This is a genomic window from Brevibacterium sp. LAARM3_SD1, assembly GCF_057364765.1.
Map to the genome: position 1 here is coordinate 56,774 of NZ_JBNFOL010000001.1, position 21,635 is coordinate 78,408.

26 protein-coding genes are annotated in these 21,635 nt (G+C 61.4%); 14 read left to right on the top strand and 12 right to left on the bottom strand.

Annotated features, from left to right (window positions below):
- Positions 1 to 4 precede the first annotated feature (4 nt).
- The 6 genes from AC2W7L_RS00235 to AC2W7L_RS00260 all read right to left on the bottom strand — a co-directional run bounded on the left by AC2W7L_RS00235 (position 5) and on the right by AC2W7L_RS00260 (position 5,462).
- Entirely contained in the window at positions 5 to 1,135 is a 1,131-nt protein-coding gene (locus AC2W7L_RS00235) for an FAD-dependent oxidoreductase (RefSeq protein ID WP_486002744.1), read from the bottom strand.
- 192 nt (positions 1,136 to 1,327) lie between these two features.
- Entirely contained in the window at positions 1,328 to 2,113 is a 786-nt protein-coding gene (locus AC2W7L_RS00240) for an alpha/beta fold hydrolase (protein ID WP_486002866.1), read from the bottom strand.
- Between the two features lie 104 nt (positions 2,114 to 2,217).
- Positions 2,218 to 2,868 carry a TetR/AcrR family transcriptional regulator gene (locus AC2W7L_RS00245; RefSeq protein ID WP_486002745.1) on the bottom strand — a complete coding sequence of 217 codons (651 nt, stop codon included), beginning with the start codon at positions 2,866 to 2,868 and terminating at the stop codon, positions 2,218 to 2,220.
- 176 nt (positions 2,869 to 3,044) lie between these two features.
- Positions 3,045 to 4,079: an FAD-dependent monooxygenase gene (locus AC2W7L_RS00250; protein WP_486002746.1), complete on the bottom strand. Its 1,035-nt coding sequence runs from the start codon at positions 4,077 to 4,079 to the stop codon at positions 3,045 to 3,047.
- 55 nt (positions 4,080 to 4,134) lie between these two features.
- Positions 4,135 to 5,163, bottom strand: a complete 1,029-nt coding sequence (locus tag AC2W7L_RS00255; RefSeq protein WP_486002747.1) for an NAD-dependent epimerase/dehydratase family protein — start codon at positions 5,161 to 5,163, stop codon at positions 4,135 to 4,137.
- Positions 5,055 to 5,462 carry a hypothetical protein gene (locus AC2W7L_RS00260; RefSeq protein WP_486002748.1) on the bottom strand — a complete coding sequence of 136 codons (408 nt, stop codon included), beginning with the start codon at positions 5,460 to 5,462 and terminating at the stop codon, positions 5,055 to 5,057. The genes AC2W7L_RS00255 and AC2W7L_RS00260 overlap by 109 nt, the downstream gene beginning before the upstream one ends.
- 130 nt (positions 5,463 to 5,592) lie before the next feature.
- Here AC2W7L_RS00260 and sigJ point away from each other — a divergent pair, with 130 nt between their 5' ends.
- Positions 5,593 to 6,450, top strand: a complete 858-nt coding sequence (gene sigJ / locus AC2W7L_RS00265; protein ID WP_486002749.1) for an RNA polymerase sigma factor SigJ — start codon at positions 5,593 to 5,595, stop codon at positions 6,448 to 6,450.
- A gap of 177 nt (positions 6,451 to 6,627) precedes the next feature.
- Here sigJ and AC2W7L_RS00270 read toward each other — a convergent pair whose 3' ends face one another.
- On the bottom strand, positions 6,628 to 7,407 hold the full coding sequence (locus tag AC2W7L_RS00270; RefSeq protein WP_486002750.1) for an alpha/beta fold hydrolase: 780 nt from the start codon (positions 7,405 to 7,407) through the stop codon (positions 6,628 to 6,630).
- A gap of 181 nt (positions 7,408 to 7,588) precedes the next feature.
- Between AC2W7L_RS00270 and AC2W7L_RS00275 the strand changes: the two genes are divergently transcribed.
- From AC2W7L_RS00275 to AC2W7L_RS00285, 3 genes are all read left to right on the top strand, one after another.
- Positions 7,589 to 8,011 carry a hypothetical protein gene (locus AC2W7L_RS00275; protein ID WP_486002751.1) on the top strand — a complete coding sequence of 141 codons (423 nt, stop codon included), beginning with the start codon at positions 7,589 to 7,591 and terminating at the stop codon, positions 8,009 to 8,011.
- Positions 8,012 to 8,430: 419 nt separating this feature from the next.
- A complete protein-coding gene (locus AC2W7L_RS00280) occupies positions 8,431 to 10,038 on the top strand; it encodes an ABC-F family ATP-binding cassette domain-containing protein (protein ID WP_486002752.1) in 1,608 nt (535 codons plus the stop codon).
- A 79-nt stretch (positions 10,039 to 10,117) separates the two neighbouring features.
- Positions 10,118 to 10,687: a CatB-related O-acetyltransferase gene (locus tag AC2W7L_RS00285; RefSeq protein WP_486002753.1), complete on the top strand. Its 570-nt coding sequence runs from the start codon at positions 10,118 to 10,120 to the stop codon at positions 10,685 to 10,687.
- A 307-nt stretch (positions 10,688 to 10,994) separates the two neighbouring features.
- Here the strand turns inward: AC2W7L_RS00285 and AC2W7L_RS00290 are convergent, their stop codons facing one another.
- The gene (locus AC2W7L_RS00290) at positions 10,995 to 11,210 is read right to left on the bottom strand and encodes a hypothetical protein (RefSeq protein WP_486002754.1); all 216 of its coding nucleotides are present in this window, start codon (positions 11,208 to 11,210) and stop codon (positions 10,995 to 10,997) included.
- Positions 11,211 to 11,229: 19 nt separating this feature from the next.
- Here AC2W7L_RS00290 and AC2W7L_RS00295 point away from each other — a divergent pair.
- Positions 11,230 to 12,422, top strand: a protein-coding gene (locus AC2W7L_RS00295) for an IS3 family transposase (protein WP_486002755.1) whose coding sequence is annotated in 2 segments (ribosomal slippage) — positions 11,230 to 11,514 and positions 11,517 to 12,422 — 1,191 coding nt in all. Because the reading frame shifts where the segments join, the coding sequence is not laid out codon by codon here.
- 670 nt (positions 12,423 to 13,092) lie between these two features.
- Here AC2W7L_RS00295 and AC2W7L_RS00300 read toward each other — a convergent pair.
- Positions 13,093 to 14,229: a Glu/Leu/Phe/Val dehydrogenase family protein gene (locus tag AC2W7L_RS00300; RefSeq protein WP_486002756.1), complete on the bottom strand. Its 1,137-nt coding sequence runs from the start codon at positions 14,227 to 14,229 to the stop codon at positions 13,093 to 13,095.
- A gap of 74 nt (positions 14,230 to 14,303) precedes the next feature.
- Here AC2W7L_RS00300 and AC2W7L_RS00305 point away from each other — a divergent pair, with 74 nt between their 5' ends.
- The 7 genes from AC2W7L_RS00305 to AC2W7L_RS00335 all read left to right on the top strand — a co-directional run bounded on the left by AC2W7L_RS00305 (position 14,304) and on the right by AC2W7L_RS00335 (position 19,157).
- A complete protein-coding gene (locus AC2W7L_RS00305) occupies positions 14,304 to 15,221 on the top strand; it encodes a LysR family transcriptional regulator (RefSeq protein ID WP_486002867.1) in 918 nt (305 codons plus the stop codon).
- A 284-nt stretch (positions 15,222 to 15,505) separates the two neighbouring features.
- Positions 15,506 to 16,207: a hypothetical protein gene (locus AC2W7L_RS00310; protein ID WP_486002757.1), complete on the top strand. Its 702-nt coding sequence runs from the start codon at positions 15,506 to 15,508 to the stop codon at positions 16,205 to 16,207.
- 86 nt (positions 16,208 to 16,293) lie between these two features.
- A complete protein-coding gene (gene cmtR, locus AC2W7L_RS00315) occupies positions 16,294 to 16,653 on the top strand; it encodes a Cd(II)/Pb(II)-sensing metalloregulatory transcriptional regulator CmtR (RefSeq protein ID WP_486002758.1) in 360 nt (119 codons plus the stop codon).
- Complete coding sequence (locus AC2W7L_RS00320) at positions 16,650 to 17,378, top strand: cation diffusion facilitator family transporter (RefSeq protein WP_486002759.1); 729 nt, start codon at positions 16,650 to 16,652, stop codon at positions 17,376 to 17,378. Before cmtR ends, AC2W7L_RS00320 begins: the two co-directional genes overlap by 4 nt.
- A 20-nt stretch (positions 17,379 to 17,398) precedes the next feature.
- Positions 17,399 to 18,325, top strand: coding sequence for a LysR family transcriptional regulator (locus AC2W7L_RS00325; protein WP_486002760.1), 927 nt, complete (start codon positions 17,399 to 17,401; stop codon positions 18,323 to 18,325).
- A gap of 2 nt (positions 18,326 to 18,327) precedes the next feature.
- Complete coding sequence (locus tag AC2W7L_RS00330) at positions 18,328 to 18,687, top strand: hypothetical protein (RefSeq protein WP_486002761.1); 360 nt, start codon at positions 18,328 to 18,330, stop codon at positions 18,685 to 18,687.
- The gene (locus AC2W7L_RS00335; RefSeq protein ID WP_486002762.1) at positions 18,579 to 19,157 is read left to right on the top strand and encodes a uroporphyrinogen-III synthase; all 579 of its coding nucleotides are present in this window, start codon (positions 18,579 to 18,581) and stop codon (positions 19,155 to 19,157) included. Before AC2W7L_RS00330 ends, AC2W7L_RS00335 begins: the two co-directional genes overlap by 109 nt.
- Before the next feature lie 2 nt (positions 19,158 to 19,159).
- On the opposite strand, the gene AC2W7L_RS00340 is transcribed toward AC2W7L_RS00335, so the two are convergent.
- Positions 19,160 to 19,282: a hypothetical protein gene (locus AC2W7L_RS00340; RefSeq protein WP_486002763.1), complete on the bottom strand. Its 123-nt coding sequence runs from the start codon at positions 19,280 to 19,282 to the stop codon at positions 19,160 to 19,162.
- 341 nt (positions 19,283 to 19,623) lie between these two features.
- Between AC2W7L_RS00340 and AC2W7L_RS00345 the strand changes: the two genes are divergently transcribed.
- Positions 19,624 to 20,124, top strand: a complete 501-nt coding sequence (locus tag AC2W7L_RS00345; RefSeq protein WP_486002764.1) for an SRPBCC family protein — start codon at positions 19,624 to 19,626, stop codon at positions 20,122 to 20,124.
- Positions 20,125 to 20,169: 45 nt separating this feature from the next.
- The gene (locus tag AC2W7L_RS00350) at positions 20,170 to 20,631 is read left to right on the top strand and encodes an acyl-CoA thioesterase (RefSeq protein WP_486002765.1); all 462 of its coding nucleotides are present in this window, start codon (positions 20,170 to 20,172) and stop codon (positions 20,629 to 20,631) included.
- Here AC2W7L_RS00350 and AC2W7L_RS00355 read toward each other — a convergent pair.
- Together AC2W7L_RS00355 and AC2W7L_RS00360 are read right to left on the bottom strand one after the other, a co-directional pair.
- Positions 20,586 to 20,936: a peptidase dimerization domain-containing protein gene (locus AC2W7L_RS00355; RefSeq protein ID WP_486002766.1), complete on the bottom strand. Its 351-nt coding sequence runs from the start codon at positions 20,934 to 20,936 to the stop codon at positions 20,586 to 20,588. The two genes, AC2W7L_RS00350 and AC2W7L_RS00355, sit on opposite strands and share 46 nt — an antisense overlap.
- 60 nt (positions 20,937 to 20,996) lie before the next feature.
- Entirely contained in the window at positions 20,997 to 21,623 is a 627-nt protein-coding gene (locus AC2W7L_RS00360) for an HAD family hydrolase (protein ID WP_486002767.1), read from the bottom strand.
- Between the last annotated feature and the right edge of the window lie 12 nt (positions 21,624 to 21,635).

Below are 21,635 nucleotides of genomic sequence, written 5' to 3' on the forward strand. Positions count from 1 at the left end.
GACCTCATGCGCGTGACCCGAACAGTAAGTTTGCGGTCCGAATGCCGGCGACTCGCAGGCTGACTGCAGCCTGGTTTGAGGGGAGGAACAGATGCTTGGCCCTTCGTCCGAGTACTTGCTTGGAGGCGACATGAGGACGCATGTGTCGCTGCCAGCGATCGAGCCCGACTTCGATCTCCGATTCACGGTGCAGGTGCTCGGCGAGGGAGAAAGCGCCCCCGACTGCCAGGGACGAACCTGCTCCGGCCAAGAGGCTGACTGCCCACGCCGCGTCACCGACAAGCACAATGCGTCCGTGGTGCCACGCGTTCATCCGGATCTGTGTGATGTCATCGAAAAAGACCGAATCGGCGCGCTCGGCTCGGTCGATGAGTTCGGGCCATAACCATCCGAGGTCGCGGTAAGCATGTTTCAACCGTGTCAATGGGCCACCGGAGTCGGCCAGGCGGGATTCGAAGGTGAAGAAGGCGCTGAGGCCGCCGTCGGATTGCGGGTACAGGCCCGCGCTCCGACCGATCGTGGTCAATAGGGTCGTCTTCTCACGGATTGCCGGCGGCGGGTCAGTGATTTCGTACGAGGCCACCTCGGCGTCGAAATCATATCGCCACCGTGCCTCCGGGCCGAAAGCGAGACGGCGCACGACTGAATGAGCACCATCGGCGCCGACCAGCAGATCGGCGGAGATCTCTGTCCCGTCCTGGAGGTCGATTGTGACCCCGTGTCCGGTGTTCCTCACCGCGGTCATGGTCTGGCCATAGTGCAGATCAGCACAATTTCGTGCGGCATGGTAGAGCACAGATTCGAGATCCCCACGAAGAATAGAGATCATCCGACGACCGCTCATCGCCCTTTGCGATGACTCTGACAGCTGTGCAAGGACCTGCCCGTCGCCATCGACCTGTTGCAACTGTCGCCACGGGGAGGCGTGTTCCCGCAGTTGGTCTCTGAGACCCAGGCGTGTAGCGGCCTTGAAGCCGATTCCTGAGAAGCCGACGACGAATGCGCCTCCGCGCGGTCGGGGTGCTCGCTCCACAACAGTGACGCTCCAACCGGCTCGGGCGAGGCTGACCGATGAAGCCAATCCTGCGATTCCGGCACCGACGACGATGGCGCTCCGAGGTGTTCGCGGCGACATCTATCGGCCTCCAACTGCGGTAGTGACGACAGAGCGGGAGACCATGTTGGAATCCGCGCGACAGCCACCAGCACCTGCAGACCCGGGCTTCCGGCGAGGGACTGAGGTCAATGTCGACTGACAGCTGTCGGACAGGCACACCAATGGCTCGTGCGTGTGAGACAGGTGGAACCGCATTCTCATATCAGACATTCATTCTGCGTCTTCTTCGAGGAATCGTCGGACGACGCGGACTGTTTCGTCAGGGTGGTCTTGTGGTAGAAAATGGCCCGCACCTTCGATGATTTCCACCTGTCCGCGCTCAGCGGCATCCGCGGCCTCGATGGCGAGCTCAGCCGGCACTGCCTCGTCGCGGCTGCCATGGACGAACAGTGTCGGACATGTCAGTTCTTCGATCCGAGGAAGGTGATTGGTGCGCATTCGCCTGGGGCCGATCTCAAAACGATTCCAATCGCTGAAAAGGTGGCCCCCATGTTGTCGCTTGGACTCGTGCTCTGTGAGGTAGGCCGACGTAAGACGGTCAATGTAATTCTCGGTTATGTAATCGGCGTAAGGCAGCTTATTTTTGGCGAACTGTGTTAAGGACTTCGCAGATTGCAGCCGGGAAAGTGCCCACGACACTGGTGTCCGGAGAGATAGGTAGGACAGTTCGTGAGCGCCGACTCGGTCCTGAATTCCGCCGCAGGAGGCGAGTACGAGTCGGTTGACGCGATTGGGATGGTTGAGGGCGACCCCCAGTCCGACGGTTGCGCCCATTGACAGACCGATGATGGTCACTGATGGCAGGTCCCAGGCGTCCAGCATTCTGAGAACAACTGACTCGAGGCCGCTCTGGTCTGCCCGAGCTGACCAAGGCCAGCTCTCGCCGTGCTTGGGTAAGTCCGGTGAGTACACGAGGTGGTCGTCCGATAGGTCGCGAGCGACATGCCTCCATGTGATCGAGCCATTGTCCAAGCTGGCTCCATGCAGAAAGACCACTGGCTGGCCACTACCGTGGACTTGATAGGAGATATGCCCTTCCGCAAAATCGAGACCGTGTCGCTCGAAATTCTCGATGGAACTCGCGTTCTCAAGGCGGTGTGTCAATTGTGGTCCTCCACCTCAGACAATTGGTCGTCGAGACGTTGCAGGAGAAGCAGCTGTGCCTGACGGGCAGCGTCGGCATCGGGCGTATTGGCCGGGGCGAGACCCCGACTGGTGACGTCGGCGAACAGCAAAACAGAATCGGATAGTTCCTGCGGCGAGCACTCGCCCATCGTGGCGGGGGAGTGCACTAGGCCGATGGTGAAGGTCGACAGCATCCGGACGATGCCAGTCGGCTCTATGCTGTCGGTGATCACACCAGCATTTTGCAGGTGGTGCACGTATTCATCGAGCCAATCGATCCGCCTGCGATAGCGTGTGTTCGCAACGTCGGCCATGTGATTGCCAAGTACCGCGGCATCGCCGAGATAGAGGGCACGCATGAGTGGATCGGTCAGCAATTCAGCAACCGAGAAGCGGTACACCTGTGCCAGATCGACTATCCCGTCGGCCTGGAGTACTCGGGAGCGCACCTGAGCGATCAGTCGCCGTGAGCTTTCACGAATCAGCCCGTCGAGAATCGCGGCTTTGTTCTCGAACTCCAGGTAGACCGCCCCTTTGCCGATCTTGGCGTGCGCGGCGATGTCGGACACAGTCGTTCGCGTCCAGCCCTTTTCGTGGAACAGAGCCCGGGCAGCGTCGAGGATCAAGTCGCGACGGTGCGGAACCAATGGCCTCGGCATTGAATCATCCTCGTAGTGACTAGATCCCGACGTTTGGTCACTACGAGTGTATCACTCTGCGCTGGTGACCGGCCAGAGTTGAACGGCATTAATCGTGCAGGCGAACAAGGTCGCGCATTAACACTGTCGGTTGGAAATTGGCATCATGAGAGGGACGCGAGCATCGTCATGACTTTCCGACGGGCGTGACCGAATCTCTTCCCGGTTGAAAGGCGATTGAGGAACCGCGACTGACTGGCGATTTTTCTGGACTGTCGGAGGCGACGGTGGTTGAACTCTTTCAAGCCCTCCTCAAGGGCAGTCGAAGTACGTAGTGCGTCGGCCAGGGTGACTGCGTCGATCAACGATTCGCATGCGCCTCGGCCCATGTTCGGGGCCATCGCGTGAGCGGCATCGCCGATGATGGCAGTCGGGCCATGAATCATCGATCGCATGGGAACGGAGTCGTAGAGTATGCGCCGGTCGACATGCTCGGGACGTATGGCTCCGACAATGCTCGCAACAGACTGGTGCCAATCTCCGAACAGCTCGACAAGCGCTTCGCCGGTCCCCATGGTTTTTCCTCGTCGGTGGAGGAGATCTTCCCTCACGCAGGCGAACCAGTTTGTCGAGGTTGAGTCTTGCGGTGTGATGCCGAACAGGCGGCCTCTGCCCCAAGTCTCGGTGATCTGGTTCGTTCCGCCTGGTGTAACCCCGCGAAAGACGATCGACCCGAGGGGTCGACGGATGTGGTGCTCGCCTTTAATGGCGCGTCTGATCCGACTGTTGATCCCGTCGGCCCCGATGACTAAGTCGCTTTCTGGGAGGGATGCCGGGTCACGGACGTTGTACGACCAATTGATGCGGTCGTCCGGTATTCCTCGACAAAGCGTCGAGAGGAGCATAGGGCGTGAAATGAGGTATACGGGCTCTTCGGGTTCAAAACGGGTGACCACGTTGCCGTCGGGGCGAAGAAGGCGCGCTTCCTGTTGACGAACCGCTTTGGCTTGCACCAGGTTGCTGAGTCCGAGTCTGTCGAGCGCCTTCATTGCCTCGGGCCACATTCCTAACGCCGTTCCGGCCCGTGGTAGTCCAGGGCTCTGTTCAAAGAGACGTACGTCCCAACCGTTGGCCATCAGGGCTCTGGCTGAGGCGAGTCCGCTGACTCCTGCCCCGACTATGTTGGCTCGAGAACTCATACTCTTCCTTTCTTGAGAAGCATGCTGGATGTCCGCGCTTCGGCAAATCGTCGCCTTACAGTGTGCGAGTCAGCCCTTCTTGATAGGTTGAATAGGTCGGTGACCATCCGAGCTCGGCTTTGGCCTTTTCGTTTCCCATCCGAATCCGGGTGTCGACCATCATTGCGTGCAAATACGGAGTCGGCTTCAGGAGCCAACCGGGGACCACTGTGGGACGGCGCGCCCCAGCCTGATCCGCTAGTGCGAAGATGTACTCGGAGAAGCTGACGGGCAGGTCATCGCAGATGTTGTAGGCCTCGCCGGCTCTGCCATGCTCCAAGGCAGCCAAGGTGGCGTCTGCAGCGTCGTAGATATGGATGAGGGAGACCGTCCCCGAAGGCTTCGGTACAGGCAGCCACCCCTTCGCCGCCAGCGACAGAAGCTTCCGCGTCGAGGGTTCGGGCCCGTAGAACATCCCGAAGCGAAGTGCGATGCCATCGAACTTCTGATTAGTGAGCACCAGTGATTCATTGGTGCGCATTGAAGCGAGGTGGCGTTCGACGGCACGGTCCCGATCACTTCGGCCGAACTCTGTTTCCTCCGTCACCAAGCCTTCTCCGAGATCTCTGTAGCCGTACCCGAGGAAGAATGATTGGGTGACGAACCGAGTCGCGCCGATCCGCTGAGCGGCCTCGACCAATGTGGATGTGCCTTCATCACGAAGTCGGTCAGTCGCATGGAGGTCATGGTGGAACACAGGGAGACCCGCAAGCGCTGTCGCCTGGTGGATGACTGCATCGGCTCGTATTCCGGCCACCGCCCGTAGGAGGCCCACTCTGTCGAGTACATCGGCGTGGACCGCCGTCGCGCCCTCCCGTTCCAGCCACTCGACTCCGGTGGCAGATCGTGAGATGCCAATGACTGCATGACCGGCCTCGCGCAGGCGCGCTACTAGCGGTCTGCCGATAGTGCCAGTAGCTCCCGCGAGCAGCACTTTCATGACCTTCTCCCGTCTGCCTCGAACGCCTTCGCCGGGTTGCGTAGTTGGCGGATTCGGAGTACGAGTCCGATGAGGCCCACTATCGAGAGTGCGGACAAGAGCCATGGGTCGGAGGGGTTGCCTCCAAGGTGGAGGTCCTGGGCGTGGTTGAGTGCGTGGAGTGAATTGGTCAGGCTGAAGCCGCCCAACCCGACGGCAATAGCGTCGTTCCATATCAGAGCAGCCAGCAGGGCGAGCCCGATCCCGATCTGAAATACTCCCGCATCGTGGAGAAAGTGGATATGATTCGGCCAGCCGGCGTAGTCGGCGAAGCCAGCAGGGTCCCACCGTGCCCAGACGCCGAAGAAGACCATCGACAGCGCGGTGATCAGCACTGTCGTGCGCACAGGCCAAGTACTTTGCATTGTTTCTCCTTTCCAATCACCCATACGACGAATAGCGTCTCGGTTCTGTGACATGCCTGGCTCGAACGGGTTTCTCAGTGCGTGGACTTATGGCAGGCTCGGTTGAGACGTTCAGCAGAGAGGTGGCGAAGTGGAATCGGTCTTCGATGAGCATCGTGGTCTGCTGTTTCGGGTGGCCTACAGCATCCTTGGGTCGGTGTCCGGGGCCGAAGACATCGTGCAGGAATCCTGGGTGAAGTGGGACCGCAGCCGAAAGGACGATATTGCCCGTCCCCGTGCCTTTCTCGTGCGAATCGCCACCAACCTCGCAGTGGACGAACTGCGCGCGCAAAAGCGGCGGCGAGAGGACTATGTTGGAGTGTGGCTGCCCGAACCGTTGGTCAGCGACAAAGACCCGTCTGAGCGTCTTGTCGAGTCAGAGGACATCACGCTGGGAATGCTCGTCGTATTGGAGGCGCTTTCGCCACTGGAACGAGCGACGTTCGTCCTCCGTGAAGCCTTTCGATTCGACTACGGTGAGATCGCCCGGATCCTCAATCGCTCCTCTGACTCTGTGCGCAAACTTGCCCAGCGAGCCCGTGAACACGTGCGAGCACGTCGCCCTCGGTACACAGCAGATCCTTCTACTGCCCACGCTGCTGCCGGCAGGTTCCTCGACGCCGCGCTCGGAGGAGACATGGATGCATTGCTCGAAGTCGTGGCTCCTGACGCGATCTTGTACAACGACGGCGGCGGGAACGCACCCGCGGCGCTGAAGCCGATCTACGGTGCAACAAAGGTTGCGCGGCTCATGGCCAGCGTCGGTCCGCGGTATGCCTCATTTGATCGAGCGTGGATGGCGGGAGTTGAGCCAGCTGTCGTCCTCCGCGATCGTGACGAACAGATAATTTCCGTGCTTGCCTTCGAGGCTGACCCCGACAGCGGTCTGGTGCGTCGCGCATACGGCGTCGTCAATCCCGAAAAGCTACGAGAACCCAGGCAGCTTTGAATCGCCAACGTCGTGCTGAAGCACACTTGTGGTGTTGCATGCAATGCGCCGAGAAATGTCGCACCGTTCACGATCACAAACGCGAAGCTTGTCGTTACCTCGGGCTGACTCCGGTGTCGTCATCCGACACGTTACAAATGCGCTGGCTCACACTTACCCAGCTGCAGGTTCTGCTGCTTACAGATTCAACTCTGCATTGATGTCTAGCAGCGTGGAAGCAACTGTTTCGGGTTGAGTGAGGGCAGCCAGATGATGGGTGTTGGTCCGCCGCACTGGCCAGCCGCTTTGCTCGAATAGTGCAGCGGCTTCCGTGTATGGCGGACTCAGTTGCACATAGCCGGCGGACCCGGTCCAGTTCGCAACGGGCCGCGTCTCGGCCACAATAGCGGCAGCCACCCGAGGTTCCTCATCGAACACCAATGACCGAAGTGCGTCGTCCGGAACGAGGTCAGAGAGCATGTTTGCGTCGAACCAGAGGTGCCACGGAGGCAACTGTGACCCTCGTGCCAAAGTATTCAGTTGTTCGACTTGCTCGACTGGTGCAACATCTTCCAAGGCTCGCCCGGGGGTGGGCAGTTCAGCGTCCAAATAGATGAGCGCGGAGATTGTGGGGAGAATCGCATCAGCCAGGGCAGGCAGAAGCGGCCCGGCACCGCTGTGACCCACGAGGACCGATTCGCCTGGTGGAGCTGCGATCGACACAAAACGTGTGAACTCAGCGACCAACCGCTCATACACAGGCTCCTTAGTCACTGCAGCTCGCAGGTCCGGCACGAAAGTCGTGACGCCAGCTGCTTCTAACTGGTCGGCCAACGGCTGCAAGCTCGTAGGCCCCAAAAAGGGGCTGTGTATCAGTACAAAAGCTTGTGGACTGGTCGAAGCATGCGACGATTCCTGTTTCGGGCGGCGGACGTCGATCGGGTGAGCCTTCACTGGCTTGGGAGGCATGGCAGTCATCGCCTCTGATCAATGCGTAGCTTCAAGGTGGATCGTTCCGATTCTGGTGGAAAGTTCATAGTCGTACTCCGCCCGATTCCGACTGGCAGCTTTCAGTGTAGTCGGCGTGCTCGAGCCATGCCGAAGCGAAGTCATCGTGTCAGGCTCATCCCCGGCCAGGGGTACTGGCCGGACATGATAGATGTGCCCACATTTCCCTCCTCCCCGCGAAATCCCTTACCCAGTTCATCAGATCGCCGACATCCTGTTCTGCTTCTGCAAAGCCGACGTTGTCCCAGACGGCCAGGACCAGCTGCACCATATCGAACAGTCGCGCTTAGCGGCCAGGCGTTGCAACTCCCGCTACATTGCTGGCACAGAGGTCTTCCCCGAGCCGACAGCTCTGATCAACGATCAGCTGCTCATCCTCGGCACGGACAGACAGAAGATGTCCACGAGCAGGGACAACATGATCCGATTCGCAGCCTCTGAAGATGAGACCGCGACGCTGACTCGACAGACCCGGACAGTTGGCGACCCAACAATCACCTATGAGGCTGAGCACCGCCCTTGCTTGCCGAAGCTCGGTCCGAGGATCACGGCGGCAACGGAGATGCAGCGCTGATGAGTCGCGTGATCGGGTCCGTCACCGAAGCCCATGGCGACCACCGAGATCGACGCAGGCGGGTTGTAGACGACCGATCTCAACTGATCGAGATCCCCCAGATAGGAAATTCCAATGCGCGGGTAGCTGTTGACACCACCCTCACCGAGGCAGTTCGGCGATGACGATGGACTATTAAAGTCTTGGCTGGTGAAAGTGCGCAGAGCGAAGGCGGCTCTCGCTTCAGCAACTCCCGATCATGTCAGTGCGACAGGTCGAGCACCTGTTAGTATTGAACTTTCAGCGGTAGTTTCGAGACAAGGACTTCCACAGTGCTCATCGACGAACGCTCCGGCGCCCCGTCCGTGCGCTGACGTCGTAGACGACCCGTACCCGGGCTCCGATGTCAGCGCTCTCGCTGACCCATCAGGAGCCTGTCCTTGTCTATTACTCACACTGCCTCTGTTGTTCTCGACCACATAGCGTTCGACTGGCCCGACGGCACCCCCGTCTTCCGACATCTCAGTGCTGCCTTCAGCACTGGCCGCACCGGTTTGATCGGCCCGAACGGCACCGGCAAATCAACGCTGCTCAAGCTCATCGCCGGCGAGCTGGTGCCAGCTTCCGGTTCGATCACAGCCACGGGCACCATCGGGTATCTGCCACAGCAGCTCACCTTGCATACCGCCGACACCGTCGCCGATCTACTGGGGGTCCGAGAGCGGCTCGACGCGTTCCGCGCCATCGAGTCCGGCGACGCCGATCCGAGGCATTTCGACACACTCATGGACGACTGGGGCATCGAAGACCGCATCCGCGCCGAGTTGGAGGACTTCGGGTTGAATACTCTCGATCCCGACCGCCCGGTCAGCACACTCTCCGGAGGTGAAACGGTACTGACCGCGTTTGCAGGACTGCGTCTCGCCCGCAACGAGGTCGTGTTGCTCGATGAGCCCACGAACAACCTCGATCGCGACGCGCGCCATCAGCTGTACGAGGCTGTGGCGACCTGGCGCGGGACACTCATCGTCGTCAGCCACGACGTGGCACTGCTCGATCTCATGGACGACACGGCCGAGCTCCGAGCTGGCTGTCTCAGCATCTTTGGCGGCCCTTATACCGCGTATCGGAAACACCTGAAGCGGGAACAGACAGCAGCCGAGCAGGCCCTACGCACCGCGGAGCAAAAGCTCAAGACCGAAGAGCGCCAGCGCATCGAAGCGCAGACGAAGCTCGCACGACGGCAGCGCTACGCACGCACCGATTTCGAGAACAAGCGCAAGCAGAAGGTGGTCATGAAGCAGCGCAAGACGGAGGCCCAGGTCTCAGCTGGCAAACTGCGCGGAGAACTCGATGAGAAGGTGGCCACCGCCCGCGAGGCGGTGGCCGAGCGGGCCGGACGGGTGCGGCATGATCGCATCATCTCGATCGACCTGCCCGATCCCGATGTCCCGCCGAGCCGCCGCCTGGCCGAGCTGCGCGACCAGGAGCGCACCATTGTGATCCAAGGGCCCGAGAGGGTGGCGCTGACCGGACGAAACGGCATCGGCAAGACCCGTCTGCTGGAGACCATCACCCGCGACAGACCCTGGCCCGAAGGCCGGGTGCATGCCCTGGCGCAGACGGATCGGATCGGCTACCTGCCGCAGCGCCTCGACCACCTCGACGAGGAGGCCAGCATTCTCGACATGGTGAGAAAGGCAGCACCGCACACGCTTCTGAACACCATCCGGGCGAACCTCGCCAGGCTCCTCTTCCACACCGACACCGTCGACCGCAGGATCGGCGACCTCTCCGGCGGGGAACGCTTCCGCGTCGCTCTGGCCATGGTGCTGCTCACTGATCCGCCGAACCAGCTGCTCATCCTCGACGAGCCGACCAACAGCCTCGATCTCGACAGCATCGACGAGCTCGTCGATGCGCTCGACGCGTACCACGGCGGTCTCATCATCGTCAGCCATGATGACGCTTTCCTCGATCGCATCGGCATCGATGTCTGGATCGAGCTGACTGCTGAAGGCCTCTCGCAAACGATGAAGGAGAACTGATGGACCGGACTCCCGACCCCGACCAGCTCCACCCGAGCACCCGGGCGGACTTGACCACGTCGTGTTCCTGAACAATGAGGTGACATCTCCTCTTATCGAAGTCGGCGACTACACCTACTACGACAACGAGGGCCACCGACCCCTGTTCGAGCGAGCCAATGTCAAATACCTGTATGGGCCCCAGCGGCTCGTCATCGGTCGCTTCACCACCATCGGCCCCGCAAGCACCTTCCTCATGCCGGGTGGGAATCATCCGATGATCGGGCCGTCCACGTACCCGTTCACGATGTTCGGCGGTGCCTGGGCAGAGAACACGATGGATGCCTTCCGGGCGATCGAACAGCCCGGTGACACCGTCGTCGGCAACGACGTGTGGATCGGACGGGAAGCGACCATCCTGCCCGGGGTCGCGATCGGCGACGGCGCAGTCATCGGCACCCGGAGCGTGGTGACAAAGGATGTCGGTCCATACGAGGTCGTCGCTGGCAATCCGGCCCGCCGACTCAGGACGCGATTCGCCCCGGCCGACATCGAGCGTCTGCTCGCAATCCGCTGGTGGGACTGGCCGATCGAGATGATCACACAACATGCTGCGATGATCATGGCGGGCACCGTCAACGCCCTCGAACGCGTGAACAAGCAACTCTGACAACTACATCATCGTTTTGAATCGCTCCGGGGATAATACAGGCAAGAGCGAATCTCCTTGCCTGTATTATCCCCGGAGCAATTAGTCATGCCAGTATCCCATGACGAACTCTCGGCTTTCCTTCATACCCACTGGGTAACCTATCCGGTACCGCATGGTCAGAATCGCCTGTGCCCATCGAGCCGGCCCTCAGTCTCGTCAGCGCTCGTTCTGGTGCTCGTGACGTGTCCTCGACCGTCACAGTGTCATCGAACGTGTCCAGCCAGTGCGGCGGTGGTAGCCGTATTCCCTGTGCATCGCTGAGTCATCAGAGTGGATGCTTGTTGTTGAACCGCTCCACGTCGTTGACGAAGATATCGATTCCTTCGCCACTGCACACTTCGAGGTCTGGAAGGCCCTCACCGAACAACTTCCGTACGATCTCGTTGTCGAGCACGAAGCCACCCACGCCACCGCCGCCCTGGCCAACGGAAGGGACTGATGCAGGGTTTGGTGACATCTGATGTGGCTTGTTCTCAGGCAAGCCTGGAAGGATTGACACCATGCCCCAGCCGTACCCGAAAGAGTTCCGCGATGACGTCGTCCGTGTCGCCTTGAACCGCGACGAGAAGACCACGATCGCTCAGATCGCGAAGGACTTCGGCGTCCACGAAGGCACTATTGCGAAATGGCTGCGCCAAGCAGACATCAATGCCGGCAACAAGCCCGGCAAGTCCACTGACGAGTCCGCCGAGCTGCGCGAGCTGCGGAGGCGGACGCGTCTGTTGGAGCAGGAGAACGAGGTCCTGCGTCGGGCTGCGGCGTATCTGTCGCAGGCGAATCTGCCGTCAAAAGGCTCTACCCGCTCGTGAGAGAGCTCGCCGCCGACGGGATCCCCGTTGCGGTGTCGTGTCGGGTCTTGAAGCTCTCTCGCCGGCCCTACTACCGGTGGCTGGCAGCGCCTGTCCCTGAAGCTGAGGTGAATGAGGCGTATCGGGCCAATGCGCTATTCGACGCCCATGCCGATGCCCCGGAATTCGGGTACCGGTACCTGGCTGATGAGGCCGAGGCTGCCGGCGAGCCGATGGCAGCGCGGACCGCGTGGCGGCTGTGTTCGGCCAATGCCTGCTTCTCGGTATTCGGAAAGGCCCGGGCCAAGAACGGTAAGAGGCCGGGGCCACCGGTCCATGACGACCTGTGCGCGGTCGTCGACGCCGACGGACGGGTTCGGCACGAGTTCCACGCTACGGCCGTCAATGAGCTGTGGATCACCGATATCACCGAGCATCGCACCGATGAGGGCAAGCTGTATAGGTGCGCGATCAAGGATGTCTACTCCTCGCGGATCGTCGGCTACTCCATCGGGGCCCGAATGAAGGCGCGCTTGGCCGTAGACGCTCTTGAGATGGCTGTGGCCCGTCGCGGTCGTGATGCGGCCGGATGCGTGACGCACTCGGATCGCGGCAGCCAATTCCGGTCGAAGAAATTCACCCGCGCACTGGAGCGCCACGGCCTGATCGGATCGATGGGCAGAGTCGGCGCGGCCGGCGACAACGCTGCCATGGAATCGTTTTTCGCTCTGGTGCAGAAGAACGTTCTCGACCGTCGCCGGTGGGCGAATCGCGAGCAGTTGAGGCTCGCGATCGTGACGTGGATTGAGCGGACGTATCACCGGCGTCGGCGGCAAGCCCGGTTGGGTCGTTTGACACCGGTTGAGTACGAGGCAACTATTGAGTCACCTGCAGTCGCAGCGTGACACCCGAATTGTCACCTCTCCTTGCATCAGTCCCCCGTCATGTACCTGTGCATGCTTACTCAACAACAATGAAACGGGTTCTACCTCTGGAGTCTGGGCTGGAGTTTGAGCTGGCTCTGTGGCTTGACCGCCGATCAGATGTCGAGTGCTTCGTGCCGCAACCGTGTCGAATTGCTTCGAGCGAAGGGGTTCGGCACGTTCCTGACCTGTTGGAACGCAGACTCGACGGGACTGTCACAGTTTGGGACGCTCGTCCTACGGAGCGTCAGGATGCAGAGTTTCTGTCTCAGGCCGCTTTGTCGGAGAACGCCGGTAACGCGGTCGGATGGGCTTACAGAGTATTCGACGGTCTAACGCGGGTTGAGTCGCAGAATCTGCGTTGGGTTTCTGGTTATCGCCGGGCTCCTTCAATCCGTTCAGGAGTCCGGAATTGTATGGCGCTTGTGAGAAAAGACGGCTGGATGCGTGCAACCGGTATTGCTCGGCAGTGTCTGGGAATACCTTCAGCAGTCCCTATTGCTGTCCCGGCTTTTCCAACACTCGCCGCCTTACCCATACCAGGGGCGGCCTGTTGGAATCGGCCCCCTGCACCAAACCAAGCTGTGGCGGATAACTGAGGAACGCTGCGGCCACGTCCGTTTGCGTCTTCCGGACCTCCGGTTGTATGTGCTCACGCGTCGGAGACATCGCGTCGACGTGTTTGGAGTCGATCGAGCGCGAGTTCTCGCGCCACATCGCCTGTGGTGCCTGACCTGCTCATCGCCTTGTCTAGCAGTACTCGTGTACGGTCGCCAACAACACGAACTCTTTGGTGGGTTGCCTCTTCGTCGTTGCCGAGGAGCTCTTCCTCAAGGGCTATCAGTCCGCCCGAGCTCGCCAGGATATCTGGTACATAGAGTATGCTCCGCTCCCGCAGCTCCGCCTCCATCTCGCGGGATTCGACTACATTGTTCGCGCCACCCACGATGCCGCGACACTTCAAACGCGGGATTGAAGAGGGGGTCACAACTGAACCCATCGCGCACGGCGACAATACGTCGCACTCGACGTCTAGAAGCTCATTGGCGTTGACCACGTGAACATCATGCCGCGACGCGACTGTTGATGCCCATCGGGCATCGACGTCGGCGATGGTGACTTCCGCGCCCTCGCCGACAAGCGCCTTGACAACTCGTTGGCCAACATTGCCCACACCCTGAACTGCCACGTGAAGTCCTTCGAGGGAGTCGGTTGAATCAAGACTCAGGCGTGCAGCTTTCATCGACTCAATTACTCCCTGCGCTGTGAAAGGAGATGGGTCACGCTGGCACACGCGTGCCCCTTCCTCTTTCATTACCCGCATGTCCATGGACGTGGTGCCCACATCATTGACGGCTATAAGCTGATTGCGCAGGGAGCCCATTAGCCGCCCGATTGCTCGCAGCAAATTTTGCGATTTCTGTTCGCGCGGATCGGCCAGTACTAGAACGGTCCCGCCACCCAAGTGCAGTCCCGCGGCCGCAGCCTTTAATGTCATGGCGAGAGAGAGGCTCAAACCGTCGGAAAACGCTTCGCTCTCGGAGTGGTAGGCGTGCATGCGAACGCCAGCCAGGGCTGGACCCAGCGTTGTGTCGTTGAGGATGACGATCGCTTGCAACCCGGAGTCTGTTTCTGTTGCGAAAATGACTTCTTCGGCGGTGGCGGACGACATCTGACCGAGGATGGTGTTGGTCGCGGGCTGATCAAGCATGCTCGATGAGGTCGAGGGTGGTGGCTCGGCATCTGCCCTATAGCCCTTGCGACTGGAAAAGTTGTGAGCGGAGGACATACGAACAGCGTATGAACGAACTTCGCATACGTCTAATGCATTCTCATCGCCACAAACATGCAATACTTGCAATTATGCAGCTTGCCGAACTGGAGACGTTTGTCGCGGTGTGCCGAACTGGTTCGCTGACCGCCGCCGCCGAAGAGTTGCATACTTCTCAGCCGGCGCTCACGCGACGGATAGCCAGTCTTGAGAAGGACTTAGGAGTCTCCGTGTTGGAGCGTGCTGGACGACGATTGGTACCGACGCCTGCAGGCGAGAGATTCCGTGACTACGTCGAAGAGGCACTTGCTACACTTCGCGACGGCACTCAACGCCTTCGCGAGGATACTGGCGGGCACCTGACTGTCGCCTTGGTCGGAACGCTCGCCAACAGCCAGATCGTCGCCGCGCTGCGGCAGTTCCACGACGAGCTGGAGAACTGGGAGATACGACTGCGCACGGCCAACTCTCCGGGAGTATCCGAGCTCGTTCGGCAGGGTCGAGCAGACATAGGACTGCGGTATAATCTCGGACTCGAGGATCCGCACCTACTGACCGCCTACACGCTGCATGAGCGGCTTTGCGCTGTCGGTCGCGCTGGTCAGAGTCGGGCACCGGACGCGCGAGAATGGACGTGGCTCGTTTTCCCCTCCAGTCGACAAGAACGCGACCCCTATCGAAGGGCATTGGCAGACTGCCTCTCAGTCGACGATCTCACTCGTGTCCGGCTTCTCGAAGTTGACTCGCTAACTGCGCAGATAGGGTTGGCACGCGCAGGATTCGGGTGCGCTGTCCTCCCTGAAACGTCCTTGGAGATCGACTCCTCAAACCATCAGTTGGAGAGGCTGCCAGGGGTGATACAACCCGCGCTGGACATTGACGTTATCACTCGGCCAAACGCCTTCAAACATCAAGTCATCTCCGATCTGTTGCAGCGGATAGAATCCACTTGGTCGCTAGCGACGCACGCCACTGCAATGTCACCGATAACTCGAGATCAGATTGGCTGATCACCAACCCGGATGATGACTCTGTCCAGTGTTCGCACCAAAGAGGACGAACTGGTCGCGCATCCTTCCGACCCCTTATGCAGATTCCCAATGAAGAGTGACCAATGCAAGAGTGCAGTTATGAACTCTGTGCCTACGCTCAGCGATCACGTGAAATTTCCAATCTATCTGTGACTCGCCTTGCGTCGCGCCATTTTGCACACGGATCGTGCCGAACAGTGCTTAGTACAAAGTACTACGGCGTGTCGTGGGTAAAGTAGGACGCATCTCTACACGGAGCTTGAATGGACGCCTACTGGATGCGCGGCAAGTGGGGTGACGGCGGGAAGAGTGAGGGCCGCTGGAACCAGGGCAGCCGGAATCCGCTGACCATCATCATCACCGGTGCCGTGTTCCTCGTCGGCGTCGGTGTGGTCTTCGCCGTCGGGTACCTGTTCCCGTCCTTGCTGCTGCTCACGATCATCCTCGGGTGCGTCTTCTTCGTCGGTGTCACTCTGGCGATGCGCAGGTTCATGGGACACACACCGGCGTACTGGTACACCGGACCATTCGTGGCCATTGCGCTCATCGGCACTGTGATGCTCGGCGAGGATCTCGCATTGTCGCAAGCTGGCGAACTCACCGAGGTGGTCGTCGCCGATCACAAAGTCGAGCAGAAGACCGTGCGCAGTTCCAATCCGCCCAGGTCGCGGCAGGTCTATGTTCATACCTACAGCCTCGAACGCGCCGACGGCACCCCTGTCGCCGAACCGCTGATCTACCGCGGTAAGGACGGATACGACGACTTCGATGAGGGCGACACGATCTCCGTCCTCATCGATCCGGAGGGGAAGGCACCGACCAAACCGGCCGAGGACGTGGATCTGCCTGCCGATATCGGAATCCTCGTCACCGGACTGGTCACCTCGGGGATCGTGTTCCTCATCTGTCTGATCGTCGTGCTTCTGAGATGGACGCGTTCGCCGTCGCAGGACCACGTGCGCTGACGACCGGGCGGCAGACGCCGGAGAGGCCCTCATTCCGCCATGAGCGGTCCGCGACAACAGGTCAGCACATGCTGTATAGTCAGCATATGCTGACTATTGCCTCTCGTGTCGATGCCATGCAGCGCCTCGGCCGCGCGATGGCCGATCCCACACGCTCACGGATTCTGCTGTCGCTGCTGTCCGAGCCTGGCTATCCTGCGCGCTTGGCAAGCGATCTGGGACTGACGCGCACCAACGTCTCGAACCACCTCGCCTGCCTGCGGGGATGCGGAATCGTGGTGGCCGAACCTGAAGGCCGGCGGACGCGTTATGAGATCGCCGACCCTCATCTGGCAACGGCCCTCACTGCTCTTGTCGAGACGACTCTGGCAGTCGATGAGAACGCTCCGTGTGCCGATTCCAATTGCACGGTGGTCGGCTGCTGCGATGCTGGACTGAGCCGATGACCGAGACGGTGCTGCGAAGGGACAGAGCGGCAGTTCTGCGGAAGCGGATCCGAATCATCGTTGCCATCACCATCACTTGGAACGTGATTGAAGCGTTCGTTGCCATTGCTGCAGGCGGAGCGGCCTCCTCGGCGGCCCTCATCGGGTTCGGACTCGATTCGATTGTCGAGGTCCTCTCTGCCGCAGCGGTAGCCTGGCAGTTCTCGGCACCGGAACCCCAGCGCCGGGAACGGGTCGCTCTGCGGGTCATCGCAGTATCCTTCTTCGCGCTCGCGGCCTACGTCAGCGTGGACGCTGTTCTGTCCATCGTGGGCCCGCGCCAGCCGGAACATTCGACCCTCGGCATCATCATCGCCGCACTCAGCCTGCTGGTGATGCCGTTCCTCAGCTGGTTCGAGCGGAGGACGGGACGAGAACTGGGATCTGCTACGGCTGTCGCTGATTCCAAGCAGACCCTCATCTGCACCTATCTCAGCGCCGCAGTGCTGATCGGAGTCCTGCTCAACAGCCTGTTCGGGTGGGCCTGGGCCGATTCCGTCGCAGCTCTCATCATCGCGGTCTTCGCCGTTCGGGAAGGAGTCGAAGCCTGGCGAGGGGACGCCTGTTGCGCGGTTCCGGCTGCGGTTCTCACCGGTGAGCGTGCAGAAGGGTGCTGTGCTGAAGATGATCCGGTCGACGACGGGTGCCGAAACGCGTGCTGTGCTGCGACGCAGATCGTTGAGTAAGCCCGCCTACTATGGCAGGCATGGACACCACTCCCAACGATCTGCTCGTGCTGCTGGCCGTCTCCCGCACCGCCAAATTCACGACGGCGGCCCACAACCTCGGTCTCACCCACTCGACGGTCTCCCGCCGCATCGCCGCCCTGGAGAAGTCCTTGGGCGGACGCGTGCTGGCTCGCTCGGATGGCGGATGGGAGCTGACCGACCTCGGGGAACGAGCCGTTGCGGTGGCCGAACAGATGGAGACCGCGGTCGCTGAACTCGAAAGTCCCGGCCAGGGCCCGGAGACGGTGTCCGGAGTGGTGCGGATGACCGCGACGGATGGGTTCAGCGCCTATGTCGCCTCCCCGGCGGTCGCGAAGCTGCGTCGTCGGCATCCCGGGCTGAGCGTCGAGATCGTCACCGTCACCAGGCAGGCCCTGCAGCAGCGGTCCGGTCTCGATATCGAGGTCGTCGTCGGCGAACCGCGCGTGCATCGGGCAGAGGCGATCGAGCTCGGTGACTACGAACTCGGTCTCTACGCCTCGCGTGACTATCTCGCGGATAACGGCACCCCCGCCTCGGTGGAGGAGGTCAGCGACCACCGGCTCGTCTATTTTGTCGATTCCATGCTCCAGGTCGACGACCTCGATGCGCCGAGGCGGCTGTTTCCCGAGATGAAGGATGCACTGACCTCGACGAACGTCTTCGTTCACGTCGAAGCGACGCGTGCGGGTGCCGGAATCGGCTTCCTCCCGTGTTTCATGGCCGACCGTCACCCCGACCTCGTGCGACTCTTCCCCGATTCGGTGGCCGAGCGACTGCCCTACTGGATGGTGCTCAGACCCGATTCGATGCGGCGACCGGCGATCGCCGCCGTGGTCCAGGGACTCAAGGATGAGATGCTCGCCCACCAGGCTGCTCTCGAAGGGCGGAAGTTGCCCCGGCGAGTCGGCCAGACCAGGATATGAGCATGAACCAGCCCCGTACCGATGTCGGCGAAGAACTGGCCGGACGTCGCATCGTGCTCACAGCTCAGCGGCGCGCCGAGCAGCTCGCCTCCGCCCTCGAGCGTCACGGCGCGGAGATCGTCCATGCCCCGACCCTGTCCGTCATCCCGCATATCGACGACCCTGAACTCGTCACCCACACCCGTGACCTCATCGAGGCCGGCCGGATATCGTCGTGGTCACGACCGGAGTCGGATTCATCGGTTGGGGCGACGTGGCTGAAGCCGCGGGTCTTCGCGAAGAATGGCACTCGATGCTCGCCGGAGCACGGATATACGCCCGCGGTCCCAAGGCACGCGGAGCGATTCAAGCGGCCGGACTGAGGGCTCACTGGGTCGCCGAATCCGAGACGAGCGCAGAGATCCAGCAGGTCCTCCTCGGCGAGGGCGTGGACGGTCAGCGCATCGCCGTACAGCATCACGGTGCCGGCGCCGACGGACTTGATGAGTCCTTCGCCGCAGCAGGCGCCGATGTCCGCTCCCTCGTCATCTACCGGTGGGGTCCGGCCCCCGACCCGACCGCCGTGGTCGACGCGGTCCGACTCGTCGCGGAGCGCAGGTGCGATGCCGTGGCCTTCACCTCAGCACCCGGGGCGGCAGCATTTCTCACCGCGGCCGACGAGCAGGGACTGCTGCCGGCCGTGATCGAGGCGTTCAACGAATCGGTGGTGGCCGCAGCAGTCGGCGACGTCACCGCGGCGCCGCTGCATGAACAGGGCATCAGAACCGTGATTCCCGAGCGATTCCGACTCGGAGCCCTCGCGCGTCTGCTGATCAGCGAACTCGCCGAATGATCTCAGTCTGACGCGAATTCGATGTCGACGGCGTCTGCCTCGCGCAGTGCGCCGATCGCCTCTGCCTCAGCGGTCACTGCGCTCTTCACCGACGTCGAGACGGTGCCGAAGGTTGCGATCGTCATGCTCAGTCGTCGATTTATAGCAGAGCAGTCAACGGCGCAGCAGCTCGGATCTGGTCCGGTCGCCTTCGCTGTCGTCGGATGCGGACGGCGCCCCGCGCATGGAGTGCGGTCAGCGCGGATCCTGGTGGGCTGTTCTGGATGCCGCAGGCTCCCGCGGCGTCAAGAAGTGAGTTGTGGCTGAGTCGCTCATCGAGGTGATGAGCTCGGAGGCGGAAGGCGATGATCTCGTCGTTCGTCGCGGAGTCGGCCATGTGCCCAGCTAGCTCAGGACCCGTGTTTGAATGGGCCCTGTGCACGGCCGGCTTCAGGTGCGTGCACGACCACAATGAGAAGGGACGACGATGACGCGAACGATGCAGGTCAGCGACAGTATGGTGATCAAAGCCGACGCCGCCGGGCTCTGGGAGCAGATCGCCGATCCGACCCAGATGGCCCGATGGAGCCCGGAGAACACGGGCGCAAGCACGCGCACGACTGCAGGTCCGCTGCAGACAGGCGACGTCTTCGTAGGCACGAACCGTCGCGGGCCGGCGACGTGGGTGACCGAATGCGTCGTCACCGAATCTGTGCCCGGCAAACGGTTCGCCTTCACCGTGCGCCGGATCGGGCCCCGAACTCCCAGCATCGAAGGACCGAACGCGAGCTGGGCATACGAGTTCGAGGACCTCGGCGAGGCGACTCGAGTGACAGAGTCGTGGACGGACGATCGCCGCGCTTGGCCCGACTGGCTGGCCTGGGTCTTCGACCACATTGTCACGCGGGGCCGGAGCTTCGCGGACTTCCAACGTTTGAACATCCGGCAAACTCTCACCGCCATGAAGGATGATGTCGAAAAGCGGTGACACGGACGAAACGAGGGCGAAACAACTCCTCGCTACTCTGATCGCATGACAGCGACGGTACAGCCCACAGAGAGCTCCGCCCGCCACGATGTGGAGGGGATGAACTTCTATACCCGCAAATGGGTGCGGCCTGAGGACCTCAACGCCAACGGCTCCCTCTTCGGCGGCAGCCTACTGAGGTGGATCGACGAGGAGGCCGCGATCTACGCGATCATCCAGCTCGGCAACCATCGAGTTGTGACGAAGCTGATCTCCGAGATCGACTTCCAGGCTTCGGCGAGGGAAGGCGATCTCATCGAGATGGGGCTCCTCGCCACGCATTTCGGACGCACCTCACTGACGATGAGGGCCCGGGTGCGCAATATGATCACTCGCAGATCCATCCTCAGCATCGACAAGATCGTATTCGTCGGTGTCGACGAGGACGGCACTCCGATTCCCCACGGGTACACGACGATCACCTATGACCGAGACCGAATGCCCGAACCACACGGGAAGATCTCGTAGGAGAGACCGCGGTCCGACGCGGTCGCAGGTGTCGCCTCCTGGACCGCCTCGGTGATGGTGTCATTGACCGCCTCACTGTTGACCGTCAGCGGGAACTGGTCGAAGTACTCGAAGGTCGGTTCCTTCGGCGTCCCGGCGGCCTCGCATTCGCCGCGGACGATCCGCTCGATCGACGCGATGACTCTCTTGCGCACCGCAGTGTCGTAGGTGCGGACGTTGAGCAGCAGCTCGGCGCGATCAGGGGTGATATTCGACTTCGGCCCAGCGTTCGACGCACCGACGGTGACGACGCGGACATTTCTCACAGGATCAGCGGGTGAGGAGCCCGTTCAGGGGTGTTGCCCGGGCGGCGCGAGTTGAGCACCCTATTGAGCGAGCAGACCCCGTTCGGACAGGTCCGTGCGCAGTGTGGCGGCTCCTGAGAACACGTGGCCGATGAAGCCGAGCTGTTCGGCTGCCTCCACATTGGCGGGCAGATCATCGACGAAGACCGTCCGGGCCGGGTCGAGATCGAATCGGTCCCGAGTCAGTTCGAATATGGCCGGATCGGGTTTGACCAGCCCGACTTCACCCGAGACGACGATGTCTTCGAGTTCGCTGATCGCCGGGGCGACGACGGGGGCATGGTGGATGGTCTCGGCCGACCAGTTCGACAGCCCGACCAGGCGGATGCCGGCGGTCTTGAGATCTGCGACGATCTCGGCCATGCCGTCGATCGGACCGGTCAGGGACTTGTCGAAGTTCTCGTAGTAGCCGGCGACGATCTCACCGTGGCGGGGGTCCGCCTCGGCGGCTCGGGCGACGATATCGGTGATCGAAACGCCGGAATCAGCTGCGGTATTGAGCGTGGGGAAGTCGGCCGCCTCGGCGAAGGAATGCCATTCATCGGCACTCATGCGATCGGCCAGAGGCCCTGTCTGGTCCCAGCCGATGAGCACATTGCCGAGGTCGAAGACAACGGTCGTCGGGGTCGGGCGATCGGGTTCGGTCATGGGCCACCACCT